The sequence below is a fragment of the Postechiella marina genome (assembly GCF_039538365.1).
Lineage (GTDB): Bacteria > Bacteroidota > Bacteroidia > Flavobacteriales > Flavobacteriaceae > Postechiella > Postechiella marina.
In genome coordinates this window covers 14169-40343 of record NZ_BAABCA010000008.1, presented here as the reverse complement: position 1 = coordinate 40343, position 26175 = coordinate 14169, and the positions used below count along the sequence as shown (strand labels likewise).

General features: G+C 32.2%; 19 protein-coding genes. 10 read left to right on the top strand and 9 right to left on the bottom strand.

The genetic code is table 11. The annotated features are described in order from the left end of the window. The first annotated feature begins 143 nt into the window (after positions 1-143). The 3 genes from ABD715_RS16660 to ABD715_RS16650 all read left to right on the top strand — a co-directional run bounded on the left by ABD715_RS16660 (position 144) and on the right by ABD715_RS16650 (position 3247). Complete coding sequence (locus tag ABD715_RS16660) at positions 144-713, top strand: helix-turn-helix domain-containing protein (protein ID WP_344789480.1); 570 nt, start codon at positions 144-146, stop codon at positions 711-713. A 104-nt stretch (positions 714-817) separates the two neighbouring features. Continuing rightward, positions 818-3025 (top strand): heavy metal translocating P-type ATPase, encoded by a 2208-nt coding sequence (locus ABD715_RS16655; RefSeq protein ID WP_344789479.1) that lies wholly within the window; start codon positions 818-820, stop codon positions 3023-3025. A 12-nt stretch (positions 3026-3037) separates the two neighbouring features. After that, positions 3038-3247, top strand: coding sequence for a heavy-metal-associated domain-containing protein (locus ABD715_RS16650; protein WP_344789478.1), 210 nt, complete (start codon positions 3038-3040; stop codon positions 3245-3247). A 3-nt stretch (positions 3248-3250) separates the two neighbouring features. On the opposite strand, the gene ABD715_RS16645 is transcribed toward ABD715_RS16650, so the two are convergent. Further along, a complete protein-coding gene (locus ABD715_RS16645) occupies positions 3251-3517 on the bottom strand; it encodes a hypothetical protein (protein WP_344789477.1) in 267 nt (88 codons plus the stop codon). Positions 3518-3808: 291 nt separating this feature from the next. Between ABD715_RS16645 and ABD715_RS16640 the strand changes: the two genes are divergently transcribed. After that, the gene (locus ABD715_RS16640) at positions 3809-4234 is read left to right on the top strand and encodes a DoxX family protein (RefSeq protein WP_344789476.1); all 426 of its coding nucleotides are present in this window, start codon (positions 3809-3811) and stop codon (positions 4232-4234) included. Between the two features lie 209 nt (positions 4235-4443). Further along, complete coding sequence (locus tag ABD715_RS16635; RefSeq protein ID WP_344789475.1) at positions 4444-6222, top strand: GMC oxidoreductase; 1779 nt, start codon at positions 4444-4446, stop codon at positions 6220-6222. 186 nt (positions 6223-6408) lie between these two features. Here the strand turns inward: ABD715_RS16635 and ABD715_RS16630 are convergent, their stop codons facing one another. Continuing rightward, positions 6409-7908 (bottom strand): TrkH family potassium uptake protein, encoded by a 1500-nt coding sequence (locus tag ABD715_RS16630; RefSeq protein ID WP_344789474.1) that lies wholly within the window; start codon positions 7906-7908, stop codon positions 6409-6411. Between the two features lie 9 nt (positions 7909-7917). Continuing rightward, entirely contained in the window at positions 7918-9267 is a 1350-nt protein-coding gene (gene trkA / locus ABD715_RS16625; protein ID WP_344789473.1) for a Trk system potassium transporter TrkA, read from the bottom strand. Between the two features lie 351 nt (positions 9268-9618). Between trkA and ubiE the strand changes: the two genes are divergently transcribed. Beyond that, positions 9619-10344 (top strand): bifunctional demethylmenaquinone methyltransferase/2-methoxy-6-polyprenyl-1,4-benzoquinol methylase UbiE, encoded by a 726-nt coding sequence (gene ubiE, locus ABD715_RS16620; protein WP_344789472.1) that lies wholly within the window; start codon positions 9619-9621, stop codon positions 10342-10344. A 4-nt stretch (positions 10345-10348) separates the two neighbouring features. Beyond that, positions 10349-11080: a type IX secretion/gliding motility protein PorT/SprT gene (gene porT, locus ABD715_RS16615; protein ID WP_344789471.1), complete on the top strand. Its 732-nt coding sequence runs from the start codon at positions 10349-10351 to the stop codon at positions 11078-11080. A 48-nt stretch (positions 11081-11128) separates the two neighbouring features. Here porT and ABD715_RS16610 read toward each other — a convergent pair whose 3' ends face one another. Continuing rightward, complete coding sequence (locus ABD715_RS16610) at positions 11129-11848, bottom strand: TrmH family RNA methyltransferase (protein WP_344789470.1); 720 nt, start codon at positions 11846-11848, stop codon at positions 11129-11131. A 189-nt stretch (positions 11849-12037) separates the two neighbouring features. Between ABD715_RS16610 and tamL the strand changes: the two genes are divergently transcribed. From tamL to accD, 3 genes are all read left to right on the top strand, one after another. Then, on the top strand, positions 12038-14560 hold the full coding sequence (gene tamL / locus ABD715_RS16605) for a translocation and assembly module lipoprotein TamL (RefSeq protein WP_344789469.1): 2523 nt from the start codon (positions 12038-12040) through the stop codon (positions 14558-14560). A gap of 136 nt (positions 14561-14696) precedes the next feature. Next, entirely contained in the window at positions 14697-15764 is a 1068-nt protein-coding gene (gene fbaA / locus ABD715_RS16600; protein WP_344789468.1) for a class II fructose-bisphosphate aldolase, read from the top strand. Between the two features lie 325 nt (positions 15765-16089). Further along, positions 16090-16947 (top strand): acetyl-CoA carboxylase, carboxyltransferase subunit beta, encoded by an 858-nt coding sequence (accD, locus tag ABD715_RS16595; RefSeq protein ID WP_344789467.1) that lies wholly within the window; start codon positions 16090-16092, stop codon positions 16945-16947. Positions 16948-16977: 30 nt separating this feature from the next. Here accD and ABD715_RS16590 read toward each other — a convergent pair whose 3' ends face one another. The 5 genes from ABD715_RS16590 to ABD715_RS16570 all read right to left on the bottom strand — a co-directional run. Next, complete coding sequence (locus tag ABD715_RS16590; protein WP_344789466.1) at positions 16978-18084, bottom strand: sensor histidine kinase; 1107 nt, start codon at positions 18082-18084, stop codon at positions 16978-16980. A gap of 108 nt (positions 18085-18192) precedes the next feature. Beyond that, positions 18193-19305, bottom strand: a complete 1113-nt coding sequence (locus ABD715_RS16585; protein WP_344789465.1) for a PAS domain S-box protein — start codon at positions 19303-19305, stop codon at positions 18193-18195. 212 nt (positions 19306-19517) lie between these two features. After that, positions 19518-21515, bottom strand: coding sequence for an OmpA family protein (locus ABD715_RS16580; RefSeq protein WP_344789464.1), 1998 nt, complete (start codon positions 21513-21515; stop codon positions 19518-19520). Between the two features lie 11 nt (positions 21516-21526). Continuing rightward, on the bottom strand, positions 21527-22456 hold the full coding sequence (locus ABD715_RS16575) for a PorP/SprF family type IX secretion system membrane protein (RefSeq protein WP_344789463.1): 930 nt from the start codon (positions 22454-22456) through the stop codon (positions 21527-21529). Positions 22457-22492: 36 nt separating this feature from the next. Then, positions 22493-26175, bottom strand: a 3683-nt coding sequence (locus ABD715_RS16570) for a DUF7507 domain-containing protein (RefSeq protein WP_344789462.1), incomplete at its 5' end; no start/stop codon positions are given.

Sequence of the window (26175 nt, the reverse complement as noted above, 5' to 3'; positions counted from 1 at the left end):
ACAATACTCTTTAAACATTATATTAAAAACCTGTCTTGTTTTTTACAAGACAGGTTTTTTTATATTTTAAAATTAACTTTGTAAAAAAACATATTTAACTTCGTCTAACAACACATAAAATAGACTAAAGCCCCCTTTTTTAAATGGACTTAAACACAATCTACATTAAAAATATGGTTTGCCCACGCTGTATAGAGGTGGTAAATAATATTAGTAACGAATTAAATATAGATATAAAAGATATTAAATTGGGTAAACTAGAAAGTTATTCTGAAATAAACGAAGATTTAAAATTAAAACTTGGCGTACTTTTAAAACAAAGAGGTTTTGAAATACTAGAAGACAACAATAAACAAATTGTAGAGCAAATTAAATCTTTAATTATAACACAAATCCATCATTCTAAAGCATCTTTATCTACAAATTTTTCAGAGTACATAGCTACAACACTTCACCATAAATATACTTCACTTAGCAGGCTTTTTTCGTCTTTAGAAGGCACAACTATAGAGCGCTATATCCTTAAACAAAAAGTAGAACATGTAAAAGAACTTCTGTTTTACAAAGAATATACATTGTCTGAAATAGCATATCAAATGAATTATAGCAGTGTAGCACATCTTTCTTCTCAGTTTAAAAAAGAAACAGGTATGTCTCCGTCACAATTCAAAAAAATAAAAGAGCCAAAACACAAACCTCTAGATTCGATTTAACACCTATTTTACAGCGCTTCAAAATTCTATAACTTATAGACCTAATTATGTAATAGAAAACACAAATTACAGTCATACTTTTGTAGTACAAATTAAAGTACATTATGAAAAACCAATATAAAATAGCTGGTATGACGTGCGCCTCTTGTGCCATGAGCATAGAGTCTTACATTAAAGAACAAGACGGTATTTATAATGTTGCTGTAAACTACCCAAATCAATCTATTGCACTAGATTATGATACTAGTAAAGTGTCTATTAAAACCATAGAAGAAAAAATTAAACAAATAGGATATACTCTTGTTATAGGCGAACATAAAACATCTCAAAATACATTTGAAAAACTAGAGAAAAAGAAGTTAGAGTTACTTAAAAAAAAGCTAATTATTGCTATTGTTTTTTCTACACCTATTTTTATTATGGCTATGTTTTTGCCAGAAAAAATAGCATACAAAAATTGGGTAATGCTGCTGCTAGCTCTACCTGTATTGTTTTATAGTGGTGCCGAGTTTTTTATTATAGCTTTAAAAAAGCTTAAACATTTTTCTACCAATATGGATACCCTTGTAGCGCTAAGTACAGGAATTGCCTTTTTATTTAGCCTATTTAACACTTTAAATCCGCAGTACTTTATTAATAAAGGTCTTGTACCTCATGTGTATTACGAATCGGCAGTTATAATAATAACTCTAATTCTGTTGGGTCGCTTTTTTGAAGAAAAGGCAAAGAGCAAAACCTCATCGGCAATAAAAAAATTAATAGGACTAAAGCCTAAAAAAGTAACCGCCATAAGAAACGGAGCAGAACAAATTATAGCCTTTGATGCTATTATGGAAAGTGAGCTTATTATATTAAAGCCAGGAGATAGAATACCTGTTGATGGCAAGGTAAAAAAAGGACATTCTTTTATTGATGAAAGCATGATTACTGGCGAACCTATGCCTGTAGAAAAAACTAAAGGCAGCAAGGTGTTTTCTGGAACAATAAACCAAAAAGGCTCTCTAAAAATAATAGCTCATAAAATAGGAAATAACACCCTCCTATCTCAAATTATTAAATTAGTAGAACAAGCACAATCTAGCAAACCCGCAATACAAAAAATGGCAGATAAAATTGCTGGAATTTTTGTTCCTATTGTTATTGGTATAGCTATAATAACTTTCGCATTATGGTATTTTTTAAGCCCCAATATAACCTATGCTCTGCTTACTCCCATTACGGTTTTAATAATTGCTTGCCCATGTGCTTTAGGCTTAGCAACACCAACCGCACTAATGGTAGGTATTGGTAAAGGCGCGCAACAAGGCATATTAATAAAAGATGCTCAAGCTTTAGAAACAGCCTATAAAATAGACACTTTAATTTTAGATAAAACAGGAACTATTACCGAAGGAAAACCGCAAGTAACAGATGTATTTTGGGGTAAAAACACAAATTCTCTTCAGTTAAAAAAAATTATTTTAGCTATAGAATCGCAATCAGAACACCCAGTTGCAGAAGCAATTGCTAAACATTTAAAAAACAAAAACATTGATAAAATTGCGGTAGAATCATTTCAAAGTAGCATAGGCTTAGGCGCACAAGCCCAATATAAAAACATTACTTATAGAATTGGTAACAAAAATCTTATACTTCAAAATAATATTATCATTCCTAAAACGATGTCTACAAAAGCCAACAATTTAAAAACAGAAGCAAAAACAGTTGTTTATGTAAGCGATAAAACCCATGTTGTTGGCATTATAGCAGTTGCAGATAAGATAAAAGAAAGCTCCTTATTTGCCATTCAAAAATTACAGCAAATAGGTATAGAGATACACATGCTTACAGGAGACAATGCCCATACAGCAAAAGCTATTGCAAATAATATTGGTATAAAACATTTTAAAGCCAATGTTATGCCAGACAGTAAAGGTGCTTATGTAAAACAATTACAAGATCAAGGTAAAATAGTTGCTATGGCAGGCGACGGTATAAACGATTCGAATGCTCTTGCACAAGCACATGTAGGCATTGCCATGGCTAGCGGAACAGATATTGCTATGGAAAGTGCAGGAATAACCTTGATGCATTCCAATTTAAAACAAATAGTTAATGCCATTAAACTATCTAAAGTCACCATGAAAACTATAAAACAAAATCTATTTTGGGCATTTATTTACAATCTTATCGCTATTCCTATTGCTGCAGGTTTATTATACCCCATAAATGGATTTTTATTAAACCCCATGATCGCAGGTGCTGCTATGTCTATGAGTTCCATATCTGTTTTAGCTAATAGTTTAAGATTAAAAAACACAATAATTAATTAAAATATAAAAGTTATGATAACAGTTAAATATAAAACAAACCTGCATTGCAATAGTTGCATAAAAACAATTACACCAGCATTAAATAAAATGGATAATGTTGATTTTTGGAAAGTAGATCTTAATCATCAAAATAAAATTTTAGAGGTTAATTTAGATGATGACAATAAAACAGATATTATTCCTACTATTGAAGGTCTAGGTTTTAAAATTGAAGAACTTTAATAGTTATTTAATAATATAAACATAAGCTAGAGTAAAAACTAGAGCTAATACAAAAAGCCATACCATTTGCCTAATATGTATCTTTTTGTTTTCTCTTATAGTTTTAACTTTTATAGCCTCTAACATTTCTGGAGTTGCACTTGGAAAATCTTGCATTTTTACACCAGCATAAAAACCAGACAAGCCTATACGTTCTTTCCTTTTTAATTTTAAATTATTATTATTTTTTAGTGATGCTGCCATAGCCAGCATTGCGCCTTCTCCTCCCATAATTTCTGTTTTTTTTTAATAAACACTCAACATTTTTCAAATGTTAAGAGATAAAAATTGATAACTTGTTAAAACATGCTTTACAAACTCAATTATTAAATAAATAAAAGGTTGATTTGAGATAAACGTCAAAATTATTAGTTAACAATCCAATTAAAAGCTACTTACTTTACATATGTGTAGCATATTATATAAAAATGTTACACTAATTTTAAAGACCAAACATTTTCCATATAGACCATTATTTTAACATTCTGCTATCTAATTTTGTGATTTAAAAACAACAATAAAATGTTAAAAAATATTATTAATACAGATCAAGCAAAAACAACAATAATTATTCGTGTAATGGTTGGTATGGTTTTCTTGTCTGAAGGTTTACAAAAATTTCTTTTTCCTGCCATTCGTGGTACAGGCAGATTTACCAAAATAGGTTTGCCTAATCCTATCTTTTTAGGAGATCTTGTTGGAACCTTCGAAATACTTTGCGGTATTTTAATTTTACTAGGCATATTAACAAGGTTAGCTAGTAGCGTTACTCTTGTTATAATGATAACTGCACTTGTAACAACCAAATTAAAAATTTTTATAAATGATGGTTTTTGGGTAATGGTGCATGGTGCACGAACAGATTATGCCATGCTCCTTGGTAGCATATTTCTTATTATTAAAGGAGGAGGTTATTGGTCTGTAGACAGGACTCTGTCTAAACCCTAATAGCACTTTTAATTTGTCTACCTATAAATTTAGCATAAAATGCTTTTTAAATAAAATACATTTCATATTTCAATTCACATCTTTTTTAAGCTTGATTTTGTAAAATTTTTCAACTAAATTCGTTTTGCGTAGGATAAAAAATATTCAATATATTTTCTATCTATAATTAGCATTTTAGGTTATTACAAACATTCTTAAACTATTAAAAGATGGGAAAATATTCTGCCTCAAAAAACTTTAATCATGGTTATCCTACACCTGGACCACAGTCTCCAACAAGTCAAGATGTAATGGATCATGTTTTTTTTGCTTCTAAAACTGAATGGAAAGACATTCGAGAAAATCAAGAATTCGATTTTATTGTAATAGGTACTGGTTTTTGTAGCCTAGCTTTTATAGACAAGACATTAGAAAATAATCCGCATGCAAAAATTTTGGTACTTGAAAGAGGTCCATTTTTTTTACCAGAACATTTTCAGAATTTACCACTTCCTTACCGAGATACTTTAGGTGGTATGAGCGAAACCTTCCCGTGGTCTTTAACAAAAGAAACAAACGATGGAGAATTTATTAAATGGCAAGCAGGTATGGTTCCCTTTTTTGGCGGTCGATCTACATTATGGAGCGGTTGGTGCCCAAGACCAACAAGACAGGAAATGATAAACTGGCCAAAAAGCCTAATTGATACTGCCGAAAAATACTTTACGAGTGCAGAAAAGCTATTAAATGTTGTTAATGCAGATGAGATTGAATCTACAAACCAAAAGAAGCCCATTTACGGAACATTGCAAAAAGAGCTTCAAGATTTACTAATTAAAAACACAAAAAAGGTTTCTGGCTTAACAAGAGTTATTCCTGCTCCTTTAGCTGTAAAAGAGCCTATGATTGGCGACATAGATTTTGCTAAATTTTCAACTCCTGGTAAATTATTAGAATTATTAGATAAACAACTAGAATTATCGAGAACGTTTCAAGACGGTCAAGACCATATAAATTGCGATTCTAAAAAACTAAAAAAAGGCAATAAATTACAAATGGTTACCAATTGTAATGTCGAAAAAATTATAAATGAAAAGGGGCATGCTATTGCATTAAAAACCTCTAGAGGTATTGTTAATATTGGTAATGCTAAAGTAATTTTGGCTATGGGAACATTGCCTCCTACTACATTGTTACATAATTCTTTTTCTGAGTTAAAAACTATTGGCAAAAGATTCACATCCCATTTTATTAGCTCTATTTATGCTAGAGTACCTATGGAAGATTATAAATTTTCTAAGGAGTTAGCCGAGTTAGAATTAGGTGCTTTTTATGTAGCTGGGGTTGATAAGGAAAGGGACCATAAAGGACAATTTCATATTCAGTTAACCGCATTATCTGATAAAAACCCAGAAAAAAACACTAAAACAGCTTTAATGAATATGCCCGATGTTGTTGCAACTGCAAGTAGCGATCAACTAAAAAGCTCTGAAGATTATATTGTTTTTGTTTGTGCGTCTCTTGGTGAAATAGATTTTAATAATTCTAAAAACTATTTTGTTAAAAATGAAGACGAAGATATTACAGCTAACTCTACATTACAGGTTATTGCCAACGAAAATGACAACAAAGTTTGGGATGCTATGGATGCATCTACTTTTGAAACGCTAGAACACATACTTTCGCCAAAAGGTAAACAAGCTGTTGAATATTGGGATGCTAATACAAACTCGTGGTCTAAGAAACGTCCAAAGAAAGAAAACAGAAGAGCTCCTTTATTAGTGCATGAAGCATCTACATTATGTATTACTAACGATGATGCTGGTGTTGTTAATTTAGACTATCGTCCAAAAGGCGTTAACAATGTATATGTTACAGGCGCAGGTTTGTGGCCTACAGGAGCATCGTGGAATCCTACACTTACCATGGTTGCTTTAAGCCAGCATTTGGCAGATAATTTATCTAAAAAAGCTAATATTTTACCAAGTAAAAAAAATACTTTAACTTAAAAAAAGGCTTAACAAACTAGTGCATTAGCGATTGATACGGTATCCTTTTTAAAAGATGGAAACCTATAACTTTGGTAAGTACTAAATTTAACAAACATTTGTTTTTATTGTACTTATACGCGACCTTTTAAAAAGATTTAGTGGAAAGCGCGACCTTTAGGTAATGCCAAAAAATTTAATTTTAAATTATCTATTTCGCCAAAAGAATGGTGTAAATAAAACGAGTACAGTAAAAAGTTCCAAACGTCCAATTAACATAAGGAAACTACACCACCACTTACCAATGGCAGGCAGTGCTGCGTAATTATTTACAGGTCCAAATTCGCCCAAAGCAGGACCTACGTTACCTAAACTAGATGCTGCCAAACCTACAGAAGATTCAAAATCGATATCCATCATAGAAAAGCCCAAAGAGCCAATAATAAAAGAGAGCATATATAGAATAAAAAAGGCCAAAACATTAAATACAATATCGCCAGAAACCGCTTTTTTATTATACCTAACAGGTAAAATAGCATTAGGATGCAAGGCTCGTTTAAACTCTATAAATCCGTTTTTAATAAGTAATAAATGGCGCACTACTTTTACACCTCCAGAGGTACTCCCCGCAGAGCCACCAAGAAACATGAGACCGAAAAAGAAAACAGCCAAAAAGGGGGTCCATAATGTATAATCTGCGGTTACAAAACCTGTTGTAGTAATAATGGCTAAAACTTGAAATAAAGAATGCCTAAAAGCACTTTCGGCTTTACCCCAAACCATAGGGTGTTCTATGCTAGACACACTTAAATCGGCCCTAAAGTAAATTATTAATGCTGCTATTATTGTAAAAATAGCTACAAACCTAAAGTAAAGTTTAAACTCTTCGTCTCCTAATATTTTTTGCACTTTACCTTTAAAAGCAAAGTAACTTAAAACAAAGTTTGCTCCTGCTAAAAACATAAAAACAATAATAATGTATTGTATTACGGGCTCATTATTCCAATAAGCAACACTAGCATTTTTGGTAGAAAAACCACCGGTAGACAAGGTACATAGTGAGTGGTTTATAGCATCGAAAAAAGACATACCTGCAACTTGTAACAAAATAGTTTCGGCTGCAGTGTAGCCAAAATAAATAAGCCACAAACGTTTTGCTGTATCTGTAATTCTGGGGTGTAATTTATCTGCACTTGGTCCTGGCGCCTCGGCTGCAAAAAGCTGCATGCCACCAATACCTAAAAGCGGTAAAATAGCAATGGCTAGCACGATAATACCCATACCACCAATCCAGTGTGTTAAGCTTCGCCAGAATAAAACACCTTTTGGCACAGCTTCTATATCGTTTAAAATAGATGCGCCTGTGGTTGTAAATCCAGACATGGTTTCGAAAAAAGCACTCGAAAAATCTGGTATTGCTCCAGTTATCATATATGGCATGGTACCAGAAAGCGCCATAATAACCCACCCAAAACTTACAACAATGTAACCTTCGCGTTTATTCATTTCTTTTTTATGGCGTCGTGTAAAAAACATAGATACTACACCAATAATTAGTGTAACAAAACCTGCTATAAACAATTGTGTTGCCACACCATCTTTATAAAAATAACTTACTAAAGACGATAATAGAATAAAGCCTCCGTTAAAAAGAATAAGCAATCCTAAAAAGTGAAAAATTATTTTATAATTCAGTTTTAACTTCATCTGTAAATCTTAAAGAAATAATTTTTCTACACCTTTTATAGAACGTAGTAAACTGCAAACAACAACGCGGTCGCCTTCTTGAATTCTAAAACTACCAAGCGCTATTAATCCTACGCCTTCTCTAATTACACCTCCAATAATGGCAGACCTTGGAAAATCTATATGTCTTATTCTTTTATTACAAACTACCGATGTTGCTTTAACTTCAAACTCTAATAACTCTGCATTCATGTTACTAAGTTTAGTCATGGCAACCACCTCGCCTTTACGTATATATCTAAAAATATTATTGGCAGCTAGTAATTTTTTATTTATTAAAGTATCTATGCCAATAGAATGTGAAAGCTCGAAATAGTCCATATTTTCCACTAAAGCTATAGATTTTTTAACCCCTTTAGATTTTGCAACTAAACAAGACATTATATTGGTTTCAGAGTTATCGCCAACTGCAATAAAAGCATCCATATCGCAAATGTTTTCTTCGTCTAGAATATTAACATTTCTACCATCGCTATTAATAACAAGCACATCTGGCAGCTCGTCTGCAATATCGAAAGCACGTTCTTTATTTTTTTCTAAAAGTTTAATATTATAACCTTTATTGCTCAAATATTTAGCCGATTTATAACCTATTTGGCTCCCTCCAAGTATCATAACATTTTTAATATCTTGATTGGCTTTACCAGACAGTTTACAAAGCTCTCCACCTCCACCTTCCGATGTTATAAACACAACACTGTCGCCTTCTTTAAATTCGGTATCGCCTCTTGGTATTAACGTATATTGTGTGCCAGCGCGCTGTATAGCAATGGGTACAAAGTGTATTTCTGGAAAAATCTGTGCTGCTTCTTTAACCGTTTTACCTACAAAAGAGGCCTTTTTAGATAAGGTTAAACGCGCCATTGTTAATGCGCCATCTTCAAACTCGTAGTTATCTTCAAAAGACGATTGTTTAAGCGACAATTCAATTTCAGATGCTGCCAAAGCCTCTGGCGAAATTAACTCATCTATACCAAATTTAGTAAAACCAACCTCGTCTTTATGGTTTATAAACTCGGTATTACTAATTCTAGCAATAGTACGCTTAGAGCCCAATTGCTTTGCCAATACACACACGGTAATATTTGTAGTTTCAGACGCTGTAACTGCAATTAACAAATCATTATTATTAACACGCGCCTCTTTTAAGATAGCAATAGATGTTGCATCTCCCTTAATAACTTTAATATCTAGCTGAGTATCTGCATAAGCTAAGCTATCCTTATTGGTGTCTATTAACGTAATCTCTTGAGACTCGTAAGACAATAATTTGGCTAAGTGAAATCCTACCTCACCAGCTCCAGCAATAATTATTTTCATTATTTAATCATCATAAAAAGTAGAGCAAAGATAACTATAAAATAGATATTACAATACGCAGTAGGCAACTCAAATACTAACATTAAAAATTAACACCATAAATTGGGCGTGCCCTACGCTACTCTTTCAAGGTAAAAAACCTTGTAAAAGTAGCTACGGTCGTGCTTTACGCTACAAGTCCTCGCTTCGTGCCTACGCTGTGGGCTTTTCACTACAATCCCTCACGCGGTGCATTACTGTTAAAGTCTGTTTTATCAGTGAACAGAAGACATCAAACCATGTTTTGATTTTAAAAAAATCATTTACCTAGTCAAAATAAATTATGTAATTTCGCAAAAAAACATTGAAGATTTGTCAAAAGTAAAACCATACAAAGACAGCGATTTAGGTAAAAAAGAACAAGTTACCCAAATGTTTGATACTATTTCTGGCGATTACGACGGTTTAAACCGTGTAATCTCTTTTGGAATAGATATTAAATGGCGAAAAAAAGTTGTTAAAATTGTAAAAGAGAAACAACCTGAATCTATTTTAGATATCGCTACAGGTACAGGCGATTTAGCCATTAACCTAGCCGAAACTAATGCCTCTAAAATTGTAGGACTAGACATTAGTAGCGGTATGCTAGAAATTGGTAAAGAAAAAATAAACCGTAAAGGCCTAAACTCTAAAATAGAAATGGTTTTAGGAGACTCTGAAAACATGCCTTTTAACGATAATACCTTCGATGCCATAACCGTATCGTTTGGTATTCGTAATTTCGAAACTCTAGAAAACGGTTTAAAAGAAATATTACGTGTATTAAAACCTGGTGGTTCTTTTGTTATTTTAGAAACCTCTATGCCAGATAAAGCGCCTTATAAACAAGGTTATAATTTTTACACTAAAAACATTCTTCCACTTATTGGCAGAACGTTTTCTAAAGATAAAACAGCTTATAAATATTTATGCGAATCGGCATCTGTTTTTCCTTACGGAGAAGCTTTGAACAATATTTTACGAAAAACGGGGTTTATTAATGTTGAAGATTTTCCGCAAACATTTGGTGTAGCCACCATTTATGTGTCATCAAAATAATAAAATGAAAAACCTACTTGTTTTAATAGCCTTTATTTTTGCTGTACAAACAGCAGAAGCCCAACTATTTAAAAAAGAAAAAATTACCTACGATGCCAACCAAGGTCGAGGTACAACAGATTATAAGTTTTTAAGATGGGGCTATTTTTTAGGTTTTAGTAATTACGATTTCAATTTTGACTATTACGAAGATTTGCGCGATGTTTACGTAGAGCGTAGTCCTGGTTTTAACGTAGGGTTAATTGGTAATTTACGTGTAAATAGTTTTATAGATCTGCGCTTAGAGCCAGGTTTAATGATTACTACAAGAAATTTACACTACAGCCAATCTTATTTTGAAGGCCTAACAGATGTAAAACAAAGAGATTTATTAAGAGAAGTTAAATCTACTTACATTCACATTCCTTTATTAGTTAAACTATCTACAAAACGTATAAATAATTTTAAACCTTTTATTGTTGGTGGTATTTCTACCGCTTTAAACCTATCTAGTAACGAAGATAACCCAGAAGACAATAGTAATGGCCAGTTTAGAATGGTAAAAAACTCATTGTTTTACGAGCTTGGTTTTGGTATAGATTTTTACTTATACAATTTTAAATTTACACCTTCTATTCGTGGTCTATTTGGTCTAGGCGACGAGCTAGTTAGAGACGAAGACCCTAATAGCCCTTGGACTAGCAACATAAAAAGCATGCAAACTCGTGGTGTGTTTATTAATTTTACGTTTCAGTAGTTATTGGTTACTTGCTACTAGCAGTTGGTTTTAAAATAAAAAAAAGCACTACCCTCTTTTAAACTCACTTAGTAAAATAGCTGTGGCTGTGGCAACATTTAAACTTTCTGTTTCTTGTAAGTCTCCAAAACGCGGTATTGATATTTTATTACTCACCAAACCTTCTACTGTTTTAGATACGCCATTGGCCTCGTTACCCATTACCAAAATACCTTTTTTAGGCATTTGCTTTGTATATACATTTTCTCCTTCCATAAAAGCCCCAAAAACTGGTAAACTGGTTGTTTTTAAATAATCTACTAAATTTACGTAGCTTATATTTACTCTTGTTATAGAACCCATTGTAGCTTGTATTACTTTAGGATTAAAACAATCTACAGTAGCTTTGCTACACACCAAGTCTTTAATACCAAACCAATCGCATAATCGTATAATGGTACCTAAATTTCCCGGATCTCTAATATCATCAAGAGCTACTATTAATTCGTTGTTATGTATAGGCTTAGCATTCGGAATTTTAAACACCGCTAAAGCTTTATTAGGCGTTGTTAAAAAACTAATACGTTTTAAATCGGTTTCCTTAATTAAAACTTCGTCTTTGGCATCAATATTGAAGGTTTCTGTGGTGTATAACGCATCAAGTATCAAGTCCGATTTTAACAACTCTTTTATTGTTTTTATACCTTCAACAACAAAAAGTTTATGCTCTAATCTATACTTTTTTTGCTTTAAACTTGTTATTAATTTTATTTGATTCTTAGATATCATTTAAGCTAAAATTAATGCTTTAAAATTAGATTATAAAGAAAATGAAAAAATAATTGCTGTAGTTATATTAGCTATAATTATTTAAATGTTTTTTCACATTAAATATTAGTATTTTTGACCTCAAAATATATTATCACATTAAATAAAGTTAGTATTTAAACAAAAAACTTGAATTAATTATAATTTCATTTGAAACAACAACATCTTAAAATACTGCTTTTCGCTTTCACTATCTGGAATTTAACAGCTTGCGATAGTACAAAACGTCTTACTGAAGGCGAATACTTATTAGATAAAAATACGGTTTTAATTAATGATGAAAAAGACAACTCTGAAACAATAAACAGCCTTATACATCAAAAGCCAAATAAAAAAATACTTAATACACCACTAGGCTTACACATTTATAATACCGCCAGACCCAACAAAGATTCCCTTTTTGAGGTTTGGTTAAATAAAAAGCCAAAACGTAGAGAAAGACTAGAGCGAAAACTATCTAAAAAACAACTTTTAAAAGTTAAAGAGTCTTCTATAGATTTTAATAATTGGTTAAAAAAAACAGGAGAAGCTCCTGTAATTGTAGACGAGCAAAAAACTAAAAAAACTGTAAAACGATTACAAGACTATCATATAAACAATGGTTGGTTTAACGCAAAATCGTCTTATACCATAGATAGAAAAGATAATAAAAGAGCTTACATTACATACAAAACAGAAACAGGCACGCCTTTTATTATAGACTCTATATCTTCTAGCATAGCAACACCTATTGTAGATTCGTTATACCAAACCTTTAAAAACAAATCGTTTATAAAACCTAACGAGCAATATAAAACTACAAATTTCGAATTAGAGCGTAAGCGTATTACTAACGAGCTACGTAACCTTGGTGTTTATCACTTTAAACAGGATTATGTAAGTGTAGAAATAGATACCATTGGTACGAATAAAAAAGTAAATGTCGACTTTAAAATATCGAATAAAACGGTAAGGTATCAAGACTCTATTGGAAGAGAACCTTTTAAAATTTACAAAATAAAGAAAGTTAATGTTTTTACAGACAACTCTTATGCTAACGAAGGGAAACCGTATTTAGACTCTATTGCTTACAAGGGTTACACCCTTTACAGTTATAATAAAATGCGCTATAGACCTAAAGCGCTTACCGATGCTATTTTTGTTAACCCTAACACTATTTATAAAGATATAGATAGAACTTTAACATACAGACATATTAGTGAATTAAGAACATTTAAATACCCTAATATTGAAAACATAGAACATGCAGACTCTACCCTAACTACTAATATTTACTTAACACCTTTAAAAAAGTTTAGCTTAGGCTTTGATGCCGAAGCATCGCAAAGCAACATTCAGTCTGTAGGTTTTTCGTTAAACCCTAGTTTACAAATTCGAAATATTTTTAAAGGTGCCGAGACTCTAGAAATCTCTGCATTTGGATCTATAGGTGCTTCAAAGGATAACAAAAACGAACGCGAGCAATTTTTTGATATTAACGAATTAGGTATAGATTTTAATCTAACTATTCCGCGCCTATTTTCTCCATTTAACACCAATAAAATAATACCAAAATACATGTCGCCTAGCACTAGAATTAGCATATCTGCTTCTAGTCAAAAAAACATAGGTCTAGATAAGCAAACCTTTTCGGGTACTTTTAATTACAATTGGAGACCAAATAGTAAAGTAACTAATAAACTAGATTTATTTAACGCACAATACGTACGTAACTTAAACCCTAATAATTACTTTGGAGTTTATAGTACATCGTATAATACATTAAACGGTATTGCAGAATCTTTAAACTACAATGGTGATAATAATCTAGATTATCCTATACAAACAGATGCTTTTATTACGGATGTACTTAGTGGAAATACATCATTATCGTCTAACGATGAAGATTACCAAACGGTTTCTGCAATTAACGAGCGTAAAAACCGATTAACAGAAGACAACTTAATATTATCTTCTAGTTTTAGTTTTACAAAAGATAAACGCACAAATTTATTTGATGAAAACTTCTCTATTTTTCGTTTTAAAGTAGAAGCAGCAGGTAATTTATTGTCCAATGCTTCAAATCTTTTAGGTTTAAAAAAAGATAGTAACGACCGTTACGAACTTTTTAATGTTGCATACTCGCAGTATATAAAAACAGAGTTAGACTATGTTAAACATTGGGATTTAGGAAAAAAAAACGTATTTGCTATGCGTAGCTATTTTGGTATAGCAATACCCTACGGTAACTCTTCAAATATACCATTTTCTAAAAGTTTTTTTGCAGGTGGAGCTAACGACAATAGAGCCTGGACTGCATATAGTTTGGGACCAGGAAGCTCTGAAACAACTAACGAGTTTAACGAAGCTAACTTAAAAATAGCCTTAAGCTTAGAACAACGTTTTAATATATTCGAAGATTTATATGGTGCTATTTTTGTGGACACTGGTAACATTTGGAATGCTCTAGACGATGTTGAAGATGACAAAGCGACTTTTACCAATTTTAATTCTTTAAAAGATATAGCCATAGGTTCTGGATTTGGTTTACGCTACGACTTTAGCTTTTTTATCTTCCGACTTGATGTTGGATTTAAAACCTACGATCCTTTTTATCAAGACAAAAATCGTTGGTTTAACGATTACAATTTTGGCCATGCTGTGTATAATATAGGTATTAACTATCCTTTTTAATTCTCAAAAAAAATAAAAATAACACTATAACGTTTTCGCTTATTTTAGAGTTTTCTGCACGCCAAATCAGTTATATATAATTAAAAATTGATTACTTTTGATGGATTGAAAATATTAATTAATCTAAAAAATAAAAATGGGACATAACATAAAACCAGGTGTAGCTACAGGTAAAGAAGTTCAAGAAATATTTAACCACGCAAAAGCAAATGGTTATGCTTTACCAGCAGTAAACGTTATTGGATCTGATACTATTAATGGTGTTTTAGAAACTGCAAAGTCTTTAAACGCTCCAGTTATAATTCAATTTTCTAATGGAGGCGCTCAATTTAACGCAGGAAAAGGTTTAAGTAACGAGAACCAACAATCTGCTATTGCAGGTGCTATTGCAGGTGCAAAACACGTACACACTATGGCAGAGGCTTACGGTGTTCCAGTAATTTTACACACAGACCACTGTGCTAAAAAATTATTACCTTGGATAGACGGTTTATTAGATGCTTCTGAAAAACATTTTGCTGAAACAGGAAAATCTCTTTTCAGTTCTCATATGATTGATCTTTCTGAAGAACCAATAGAAGAAAATATTGAAGTTTGTAAAACTTATTTAGAAAGAATGTCTAAAATGGGTATGACTTTAGAAATAGAATTAGGTATTACAGGTGGTGAAGAAGATGGTGTCGATAATACAGATGTAGACGATTCTAAACTATACACTCAACCAGAAGAAGTCGCTTACGCCTACGAAGAATTAAGTAAAGTTAGCGATCAATTTACTATTGCTGCAGCTTTTGGAAACGTACACGGTGTTTACAAACCAGGAAATGTAAAGTTAACTCCAAAAATCTTAAAAAATTCTCAAGAATTTATTACAAAAAAATACGGTGTTGAAGAAAACCATATCGATTTTGTATTCCACGGTGGATCTGGATCTACAGTAGAAGAAATTAGAGAAGGAATTAGCTACGGTGTAATAAAAATGAATATTGACACAGATTTACAATATGCATTCATGACTGGTATTCGTGATTACATGGGAGCTAAATCTGAGTATTTAAAAGCTCAAATTGGTAACCCAGATGGTGCAGATGTACCTAACAAAAAACACTACGATCCAAGAGTATGGTTACGTGCTGGAGAAGTTACATTTGTAGAGCGTTTAAAGAAAGCTTTTGAAGACTTAAACAACGTAAACACATTATAGAATAACGTATTTTATTACAAAAACACATAAAAGATCTTGCTATATAGCAAGATCTTTTTAGTTTAAAACATACCAACACGCCATATTACAAGGCACTTTCAAGAGTTTTATTAATAAAATTACTTTGGTGTTACCCCAAAATTAAAAAAAGGGTTAATTTTGTAGCTAGGAATAAAGTTTATCCTAATCAAAGCAAAAGGTTTTATTACTTTTAAATAAGGTAATATAACACCCCTAACAAAAAATACGTTTTACGATATAAAATCTTAAAACGAAAACCAATCCTTAAACAATTAAACAAAAAGGATTATAAAACGTAAACACTATGTCTTGGTTTAAAAGAAAAGATAAAGGAATACAAACAACAACACAAGAAAAAAAAGACACTCCAAAAGGTCTTTGGTACAAATCGCCAACTGGTAAAATAGTTGACACAAAAGAATTAGAACAAAATTTTTATGTAAGCCCAGAAGATGGTTACCATGTTCGTATTGGCAGTAAAGAATACTTCGAAATTCTTTTTGATGATAATACATTTAAAGAACTAGATGCCAATTTAGAATCTAAAGATCCTTTAAAATTCGAGGACACAAAAAAATACCCAGAACGATTAAAAGCTGCGCAAGCAAAAACAAATTTAAAAGATGCTGTAAAAACAGCTGTTGGTAAATCTAAAGGAAAAGATTTAGTAATTGCTTGTATGGATTTTGCCTTTATTGGCGGATCTATGGGAAGTGTTGTTGGTGAGAAAATTGCACGTGCTGCAGATTACTCATTAAAAAATAATATTCCATTAATGGTAATTTCGAAATCTGGAGGAGCTAGAATGATGGAAGCTGCATTATCTTTAATGCAATTAGCAAAAACATCTGTGAAACTAGCACAGTTAGCAGATGCTAGCATTCCATATATATCTTTATGTACAGATCCAACAACAGGAGGAACTACCGCTTCTTTTGCCATGCTAGGCGATATTAATATTAGTGAGCCTGGAGCCTTAATAGGTTTTGCAGGACCTCGTATTGTAAGAGATACTACAGGAAAAGAATTACCTGAAGGTTTTCAAACTTCAGAGTTTTTATTAGAACATGGTTTTTTAGATTTTATAACCCAAAGAAGAGAATTAAAAAATAAGGTTAATCAATATATCGATTTAATTACAAATCAACCTTTAAGAGCATAAAAAAAAGCGAGCCAAATGGCTCGCTTTTTTTTATACACATTTCTTTAAAAACACAGAAAAAGTAGTTCCTTGATCTACTTTACTGGTAACAGATACTTTACCGCCTAAATACTCTATATGATTTTTGGTTATAAATAAGCCAACTCCTCTAGCGTCTTCATACTTATGGAATGTTTTATACATTTTAAAAATTTCGCTTCCAAACTGCTCTAAATCTATCCCTATACCGTTATCTTTAATATGTAGAACAACAAAATCATCTTCTACCTCACTATAAAGATTTATTATAGGCTGTCTTTTGTTTGACCTATATTTTATAGCATTTGTCAGAAAGTTTAAAATAATACTATCTAAATAAGCAGGAATTGCCCATAAAAAATGATCTTTATTAACTTCGTTTATTATAGAACAATTGCTATGCTTTGCTAAACCACTAACATTATATATAGCCTGAGATGCATAAGCATATAAATTTAGAGACTTAACGTCTTCTACTTTTAAAGACTTTATTTTTGAAATTTCTGTTAAATGATTTACCGTTTCATTTAAGTTTGCGACAGACTCTTTTAAATAACCAAAATTTTCGCTTTTCTCTAAATCACAATCTTCATTTTCTTCTGCTATAAACCCCATTAAGGTTGTTAAGTTAGAAGAGTGTGTTCGTAAATTATGGGTTATAATATCTGCAAAATCACTTAGTTTACTGTTTTGCTCTTTAGTTACATTTAGCATAACTTCGAGTTCTTCTCTATCCTTTTTTTGCTGAGATATATCTCTTATTTGAGAAATAAAATATTTAGGATTTCCAGTAGAATCTCTAATAAGAGAAACAGATAATAATGCCCAGATTACAGTACCATTTTTATGAAAATAACGTTTTTCAATTTCGTAATTCGAAATTTCGTCACGCAATAAGGCATGCATCAAATTTAAATCTTTAGATAAATCGTCTCTATGAGTAATATCTTGAAATGTCTTTTTATAAAGCTCCTCTTTAGAATAGCCTAATTGAGATACTATGCTGTCGTTAATTCTAATCCATTCACCCTTAGTGCTTATTATGGCTATTCCTCCAACTGCATAATTAAAAATATTTTCGAATAATTCTTCATTTAAAAGCCCTACTGTATTCCCCATCTCTCTCATTTTATTTTATAAAAATAATTCCTTTTTTAAAAATAAAAAAGCAAACAACATCATTAAAAAAACAATTTCTCATAAAATATATTAATACCAATTTTTAATTTAAATAGCTGTTTTTAAGAACACAGAAAACGTAGTTCCTCCGTCTACTTTACTAATAACTTCTACTTTACCACCTAAAGACTCTATATGGTTTTTTGTTATAAACAAGCCTATACCCAAGGCATCTTTATTGGCATGAAAAGTTTTATACATTTTAAAAAGATTGTCTTTATTTTTTTCTAAATCTATTCCTAAACCATTGTCTACTATTTCTAAAACTGTAAAATTACCTTGCAACCTAGAATTTAATATAATTTGTGGAGCTCTTTTTTCTGACCTATATTTTATAGCATTGGTTAAAAAGTTTAAAATTATACTATCTAAATATGCTGGAAGTCCCTTTACAAGTAAATCATCTTCTACATTATTTATTATTGTGGTATTGGTATTTTTAGCAATTGCTGCGACATTATAAATGGCTTTTTCAATGTATGCACATAAATTTAATAGATGTAATTTAGTTTCTTCTACAACTTTTATTTTAGATACCTGTGTTAGGTGAAAAACTGTTTCTTCTAAATTCTCTATCGCTTTTGCTAAAAGAATAAAATTTTCATTATTACTTAACCAACTAAACTCTTCTTCTAGAAAGCCTTTTATGGTTGACAAATTTCCAGAATGCGATCTTAAATTATGAGTAATTATATCGGCAAATGAAATGAGTCTTTCATTCTGCTCCCTTATAACTCCAAGCATTAATTTTAATTTATCTTGATTTAATTTTCTACTTGTTATATCTGAAAATTGCCATATTAATTGACTGGGTTTTGCATCTTTACTTAATATTAGTGATGCAGATATTAACACCCAAACAATAGATCCGTCTTTATGAAAATAACGTTGCCTAACTCTATACCTATCTATTTTACCTTGAATTAAACGGTTATATTTTGTGGCATGTACGCCTAAATCGTCTCTAAATACTATGTTTTCAATTTTCATGTTATACAATTCATGTTTTGTATAACCTAATAAATTGCATATGCTATTGTTAACTTTTATCCAATCGCCATCTAACGATAAAATAACTATACCATTATACGTATTATTAAATATTTTCTCAAACGAATCATATGTATTAGAGAAATTATTTTGAGAATAAGAATCTTTCATGCATTACCAAATTACAAATCATAAACAGTTCACAAACTATAAATATATGCTCTTAGGGAATAAAAAGGCTTAGCAAAAGTTAAACAAAAAATACCTTATAATCAAAAAAAACTAAATTAATCTTAAAAAGTGATATTAAGAAAGCTACTATAAAATATTATTTAGCTTTTCTTTATATCACTTTTTTTACTTTTAAAAACCGTTAACAGTTCTTAATTCCTTCCTGGCTTCTTATCTATTTTATGTAAAGGAGCCACACTTGGATCGGTTGCTTTAACATCGTTTGCGCCACTTACTATAATAAACTTAGATCTACGATTACGTTGATGTTCTTCTTCTGTACAATTATTTGTATTGGCATCATCACAATTATTTAACAACTGATCTTCCCCGTAACCTATAGCACTTACAATACGCTCTTTTCTAATGCCTCGAGAATACAAGTAGAACCTTGTAAATTTCGCTCTTTTATCTGACAACGACCTGTTATACTCTTTTGAACCACGACTATCTGTATGAGACTCTATTTTAATAATCATTTCTGGGTGATTCCCCATAACTGTAACTATTTTCTCTAGTTCGTATTGCGCATCTTCTCGAACAATATACTTATCAAAATCGAAGAAAATAGGATTAATTACAATCTCGTCTCCAACTATTAATGGTTGTAAAACTAAATCCGTTTTATTTTCTTTATCGCGTTCTAAATCTGTAATAACGTTTTCTTTATCAGAAACATAATCTAACTTAGAACCAACAATAGTGTATTGGCTATCGCATGGCACATCAACAAAGCTATACTTGCCATCTATATCGCTAAGCATTTCTTTTAAAACCTTTCCATTTTTATCTATTAACTTAACTGTTGCTTCTGGTAATATTTGCTTAGTATAACTATCTGTAACTACACCAATTATACTTTGAATACATGGCAACTCACGTTCTGCTGCCTTAAAACTATAAACATCGTCGTCTCCTTTACCTCCTGCTCTATTTGAAGAGAAATAACCACTATTCTTGCCTTTTAAAGTAAATGCAAAATCGTCCATATTACTATTAATAGGATCTCCTAAATTGTAAACTTTATTCTCTTCTTTATCATTAGAATTTAATGATGTTTTATAAACATCTAAAAGTCCTAAACCAAAACGTCCATTAGACGAAAAATACATGGTATTATCTTCGTTTATATAAGGGAACATTTCCATCCCTTCCGTATTAATAACTTCACCCAAGTTTTTAGGCTCACCGTATAAGTTATTTTTTACATCTAAAGCTACTTTAAAAATATCTGTTCCTCCAATAGTTCCTGGCATATCCGAAACGAAATACAATTCTTTTTCATCAAGACTTAAAGTAGGATGACCTACAGAATATTCGTTACTATTAAAGGGTAATTCTTTTTCATTTTTCCATTTACCATCTTCAAAATCTACTCTATAAAGTTTTAAGTTAGTCGTTCTATCTTTTGCTTTTCTTAATCTTCTATTTAAGTAATTATCTCTTGTAAAAAACATTGTTTTACCATCTTTAGTAATTGCTAAGGTGGCTTCGTGGTATTTAGAATTTACATCTCCTTTTACGATATTTAATTCTTCTACTTGATTTTCATCTTTAATATTTCCTGTGTAAACATTTAAAAAAGGTTGTTTATTCCACTTATATATTTTTTTTCCATGACCAGAAGTTGGTTGTGTAGAAAACACATAAAGTAAACTATCTTTTACAAAACCATTAAAATCTGAATAGCTAGTATTAATAGCTAAATTTGTAATATTATCGTAAATAAACTCTTTACTTTTATCTTCGATTAAACCAGAAATTACATATTTAGCTCTTACATCGTCTTTTTCTAAAGAGGCGTATTGTGCAAACATTTCTTTTGCCGAGTCTAATTCTCCAACAGCTTTTAATGTTAAACCATATTTGTAATAGTATTCACTATCTACAACAACTTTATACTTATTAAAAAGTAATGTATACCATTTATTAGCTTCTACAACATTAAAGTTGTTATAATATGAATCTGCTAAACGTTGTAAAACTACTTGCGACGAATCTCCTTTTTTAACTATGTTACTGTATAATTCTGCAGATTTAACATAAGCATATTCTTTAAAATAGCGCTCTGCCACAACTTTACTTTGCCCAAACATACCGGAAAAAGTAAAACATACACATATAGCTAATAGTATTTTAATTTTATTCATAATATATTTTTTTAGAAGAATCTTGGAGATTTAATTTTTCCTGGTTGTAAGATGTTGAATCTTAACATAATTTCGTGCGATCCGCTTGTAAATTCATTTAATGGACTTCTTGCATAATCGTAAGCATAACCAATAAATAACTCTGGAGAGATTTGGAAACCAGCTAAGGCACTTACCGAAGTACTCCATCTGTAAGCCAAACCGAGAGTAAGTTTTTCTTTAAGTAAAAAATTAGCAGATAAATCTATGGCTAATGGCGCTCCAGTAACAGCTTTTGCCATAAAAGCAGGTTTAAACTTTAAATCATCGTTTAAGTTAAATATTAAACCACCTATTAAAAAGAAATGCAAACGCTCACTAACAACAGCTTGTTCTAGCTCATCATAATGTTCTGTATTTAAAATATTAGGAACCGATAAGCCTACATACCATTTGGTATTGTGGTGTAAATAAAGTCCACCTCCAAAAGTTGGTAAAAGTTTTGAGTCTATATTAACTAAATTAGGGTCGTTTTGCTGCTGTGCACTTGCTTTAGTAAAATCGACATCTAAAAACCTCACACCACCTTTTAGACCAAAAGATAAATTGGTTTCGTATCCTACGGGAATGGTATAAGAAAAGTTTCCGTCGAAATAAACTTCATTAGATGGACCTAACTCGTCTTGAAGAACATTAACACCTATACCAACACGTTCTCCTAATTGAGACTCTACACCCAACGTCATTGTTTTTGGAGCGCCATCTATTCCAACCCATTGCGTTCGGTACAACCCAGTTACTGTAAAATCGCCTCCGGTACCTGCATAACCAGGATTAACCGTCATTGTATTATACATATATTGTGTGTAATGTGGATCTTGTTGAGCTCCAACCTCTCCTACTATTAAGTAGAAGAAGCTAAATAGAACTATGCATTTTAACATGTTATATTGTATTTCCATTTTTTATCTTTTATTTTTTTTATCTAACTGCTTTAATTAGTTTATATAAATCCATCCTACTCTTGGCTCATCACCTTGACCTAAATCTAACACATAGTAATAAGTTCCTGCTGGTACTTTGTCTTCGTCGTTAATGGTTCTTGGTCCGTTTGAAATTCCATCCCAAGTATTATTATAACCATCGGCAGAGTAAACTAAATAACCCCATCTGTTATAAATCTCTAAGGTATTTTTTGGATAATTCTCAATACAATCTATAGTAAAGAAGTCATTAATTCCATCTACATTATGAGGTGTAAATGATGTAAATACTTCAATACATGTTGTAGATAGTACAACACCTAAAGTTACTTCATCTTCATTGTTACTATCATCTAAATCTACCTGATCTAAACTTAATACTGATGCTACATTGGTGTAATCTGTAGCATTTAGCACTTTAACAGTTACCTCTAAAAGTTCTACATCGTTAAACGCTAAGGCGTCTATGGTCCACAATCCTGAATCTTCATTATAAACTCCAGATGTTGTTATGTGTGAAATGTACTCATATCCGCTAGGCAACATCTCTTCTATTAAGATATTAGTTGCCTCTTGAGGACCTTTATTCTCTGCCGAGATTGTAAAGGTTATTTCATCGTTTACAAGGGCTGATTCTACACTAGCTTCTTTTGTAATAGCTATATCTGCTACCGGCTCTAAAGTATTAGTATCAGAACAACTTGTACATGTTGGGTCTGGATCAATGGTGTCACTTATTACAGTTACTGTGTTTGTTAAATCTCCTGTAAACTCAAATGGCACGCTTAAAGTTACTGTGTAAGTTACAGTGTCACCATTTACTAATATGGCTATTGTATCGTCTAAATCACCTGTTCCGCTTGCGCCATTATCGCCAACCCATGTAACATCAACAATTCCTGATGGCATTGGATCGCTTACTATAACATTAACAGCATCACTCGGCCCATTATTTGTTACTGTAATTGTGTATACAACATCTGTTCCTGGTAAATATTTATCAAACCCATCGTCTTTAACAGTTACAATATCTGCCATTGGACTTGGTATAAACGTTACTGTTGGTCCATCTGCTTCCCCATCTCCCTCTACATCAGTAGTATCCGTATCATTTGGATCATCTGAAATATCACTTACAGGATTTCCTGATGGATCTACACCATTAGCTGTTGCTGTATTCTCTATACTTCCTGCTGCAATATCTGCTTCAGTAATTTCATATTCAAAAGTGTAAACACCTACTTGACCTGGTATTAATAATGGAGATACTATTGGAGCATCTGTTACACCTAACATATTATCTGTAACCGTTATACCTTCTACAGTAACATTTCCTGTATTAACAACAGTAAATGTATATGTAATTATTTCTCCTGCTTTTACAACGCCATCATCTCCTATATCTAGATCTGCAGTTTTTAACAACTCTATTTGAGGACTTGTTAATGGTGTTACTGTACAATCTGGACATGTTGCATCGTATAATGTATGCGAAGGATCTAAAGGTGTTGGATCTTCAGAATCATCAAATACTGGCCCTTCTGATGTTGTTCCATTTGCTGTTGCTGTATTATAAACAGCATCTGCATCAATATCTGTTTGCGTGATAGAATAATCAAATGTTACTGTACCTGTCTCGCCTGGAGCTAAATCTATTGGGTCTATCGCTAATCCTGCAACGCCTATTCTAGCATCGTCTATTGTAATACCGGTTACGTCTATGTTACCAATATTCTCAACAGTGAATGTATAAGTAATAATCTCTCCTACTTCAACAACTCCGTCTGAATCCCCATCAATATAAGCACCATCCTTAGTCAATTCTAACAATTGACTTGGCAATGCTGTTATTGTTGGTCCATCTGCTTCTCCGTCACCTTCTGTATCTGTTGTATCTGCATCATTTGGATCATCAGAAATATCAGTAACAGGGTCTCCATAAGGGTCTACTCCGTTTGCTGTTGCTGTATTTTCTATTCTTCCTGCTGCAATATCTGCTGCTGTTATTGTGTAATCAAAAGTTACAACTCCAGTTTCCGTAGGATCTAAAGTTCCAGAGATTACTGGTAAGTCTGTTACGCCTAACATAACATCAGTTACCGTAATATTACTCACTGTTACATCCCCTGTATTTTCAACAGTAAATGTGTAGGTAATAATATCACCTTCATTAATGTGATTATCTATTCCAGCATCTACACTAGCAGTTTTTAATAGTTCAATCATTGGATTAACAATAGGATTTACTGTAATATAAACTGTTGCTTGATCGCATACCGTTGGCGTTCCATCATCACATACTTCGTACACAAAACTATCTGTTCCTGTAAAGCCCGGATATGGTGTGTAAGTAAATGTTCCGTCAGGATTTAATACTAACGTACCGTTATCTACATCATCAACAGGTGTACTTGTTATTGTTTGCGTGTTACCTTCTGGATCTGTATCATTATCTAATAAATTTCCTGTGATATCTGCGTTTGGATTCCCGTTATAGGCATCATCATTTGCATAAGTATCATTATCTGCATCTGCAGGATCTACTGTTACAGTTACCGTGGCTGTATCACAAGCTTGTGGACTTCCACTATCGCATACTTCATAAGTAAAGACATCTTCTCCTTCAAATCCTGCATTTGGTGTATATGTAATTGTTCCATCTGCATTCTCTACAACTGTTCCGTTAGTTGGTGTACTTACAGATCCTGGTGTTACCGTAAAAGTATCGCCTTCTGGATCTAAATCATTTGCTAACACAACAACATCTACCGGGCTACCTGACTCTGTTGTAGCTGTATCATTGTTTGCTACAACTTCATTAACATCTGCATTTGGATCTTCAAACACATCTATAGTTACTGTAGCTGTATCACAAGCTTGTGGCGTGCCATCATCACATACAGTATATGTAAACGTATCTGTTCCTATAAAACCAGTTGGTGGTGTGTAAATATAATCTCCATTTGGACTCATAGTTACTGTACCTCCTGATGTACTTAATGGATCATAACTTGATACTGTTTGTGTATCGCCTTCAGCATCTTCATCATTCGTTATTACATTTCCATTTACTGCAACATCTACAAATGTATTATTAACATCATTAATAGCATCAGTCGTTACAATAACATATGTAATCGTTACCGTAGCATCGTTAGATACATTGCCATCGTTATCTTCTACATTATAACTAATCACGGTTGGATCGTTTGTAAACGTTGCTAACGGTGTGAATGTTATCGCTCCTGTAGTTTCATCTACACTCCATGAGCCTTCGTTTGGTACTGCGAAACTTGTCACATCGCCATTGGCATCCGTTACAATACTTGTTGCATTTGTTGGTGCTACTAAACTTACCGTAGTAGGATCGATAGTACCGTCTGAATCGGCATCTACTCCTCCGCCATTTGCTATTAATGGATCGATGGTTACTGCTCCGGCTACATTACCTAAACTCGAATCATCTTCTGCTACTGGGGCTTCAATAACGTAATCTACCGTTACTGTTGCGGTATCTGTTAATCCCGTTTGAGTCTCCGTTAAAACATAATCGATTGGCGTTGGATCGTCTGTGAAATTTGATCCAAATCCGCCTGAGGTCGTTTCTGGAGTGAACGTTAAATCATCCGTTGTTGGATCGTAAGTCCATGTCCCTTCGCCTGGTACTACTAATGTTAATGGATCGCCATCACCGTCTG

Excerpts from the sequence above, each read along its gene's own strand:
- ABD715_RS16660 (WP_344789480.1), top strand. The coding sequence starts at position 144 with ATGGACTTAAACACAATCTACATTAAAAATATGGTTTGCCCACGCTGT.
- ABD715_RS16655 (WP_344789479.1), top strand. The coding sequence starts at position 818 with ATGAAAAACCAATATAAAATAGCTGGTATGACGTGCGCCTCTTGTGCC.
- ABD715_RS16650 (WP_344789478.1), top strand. The coding sequence starts at position 3,038 with ATGATAACAGTTAAATATAAAACAAACCTGCATTGCAATAGTTGCATA.
- ABD715_RS16645 (WP_344789477.1), bottom strand. The coding sequence starts at position 3,517 with ATGGGAGGAGAAGGCGCAATGCTGGCTATGGCAGCATCACTAAAAAAT.
- ABD715_RS16640 (WP_344789476.1), top strand. The coding sequence starts at position 3,809 with ATGTTAAAAAATATTATTAATACAGATCAAGCAAAAACAACAATAATT.
- ABD715_RS16635 (WP_344789475.1), top strand. The coding sequence starts at position 4,444 with ATGGGAAAATATTCTGCCTCAAAAAACTTTAATCATGGTTATCCTACA.
- ABD715_RS16630 (WP_344789474.1), bottom strand. The coding sequence starts at position 7,908 with ATGAAGTTAAAACTGAATTATAAAATAATTTTTCACTTTTTAGGATTG.
- trkA (WP_344789473.1), bottom strand. The coding sequence starts at position 9,267 with ATGAAAATAATTATTGCTGGAGCTGGTGAGGTAGGATTTCACTTAGCC.
- porT (WP_344789471.1), top strand. The coding sequence starts at position 10,349 with ATGAAAAACCTACTTGTTTTAATAGCCTTTATTTTTGCTGTACAAACA.
- ABD715_RS16610 (WP_344789470.1), bottom strand. The coding sequence starts at position 11,848 with ATGATATCTAAGAATCAAATAAAATTAATAACAAGTTTAAAGCAAAAA.
- fbaA (WP_344789468.1), top strand. The coding sequence starts at position 14,697 with ATGGGACATAACATAAAACCAGGTGTAGCTACAGGTAAAGAAGTTCAA.
- accD (WP_344789467.1), top strand. The coding sequence starts at position 16,090 with ATGTCTTGGTTTAAAAGAAAAGATAAAGGAATACAAACAACAACACAA.
- ABD715_RS16590 (WP_344789466.1), bottom strand. The coding sequence starts at position 18,084 with ATGGGGAATACAGTAGGGCTTTTAAATGAAGAATTATTCGAAAATATT.
- ABD715_RS16585 (WP_344789465.1), bottom strand. The coding sequence starts at position 19,305 with ATGAAAGATTCTTATTCTCAAAATAATTTCTCTAATACATATGATTCG.
- ABD715_RS16580 (WP_344789464.1), bottom strand. The coding sequence starts at position 21,515 with ATGAATAAAATTAAAATACTATTAGCTATATGTGTATGTTTTACTTTT.
- ABD715_RS16575 (WP_344789463.1), bottom strand. The coding sequence starts at position 22,456 with ATGGAAATACAATATAACATGTTAAAATGCATAGTTCTATTTAGCTTC.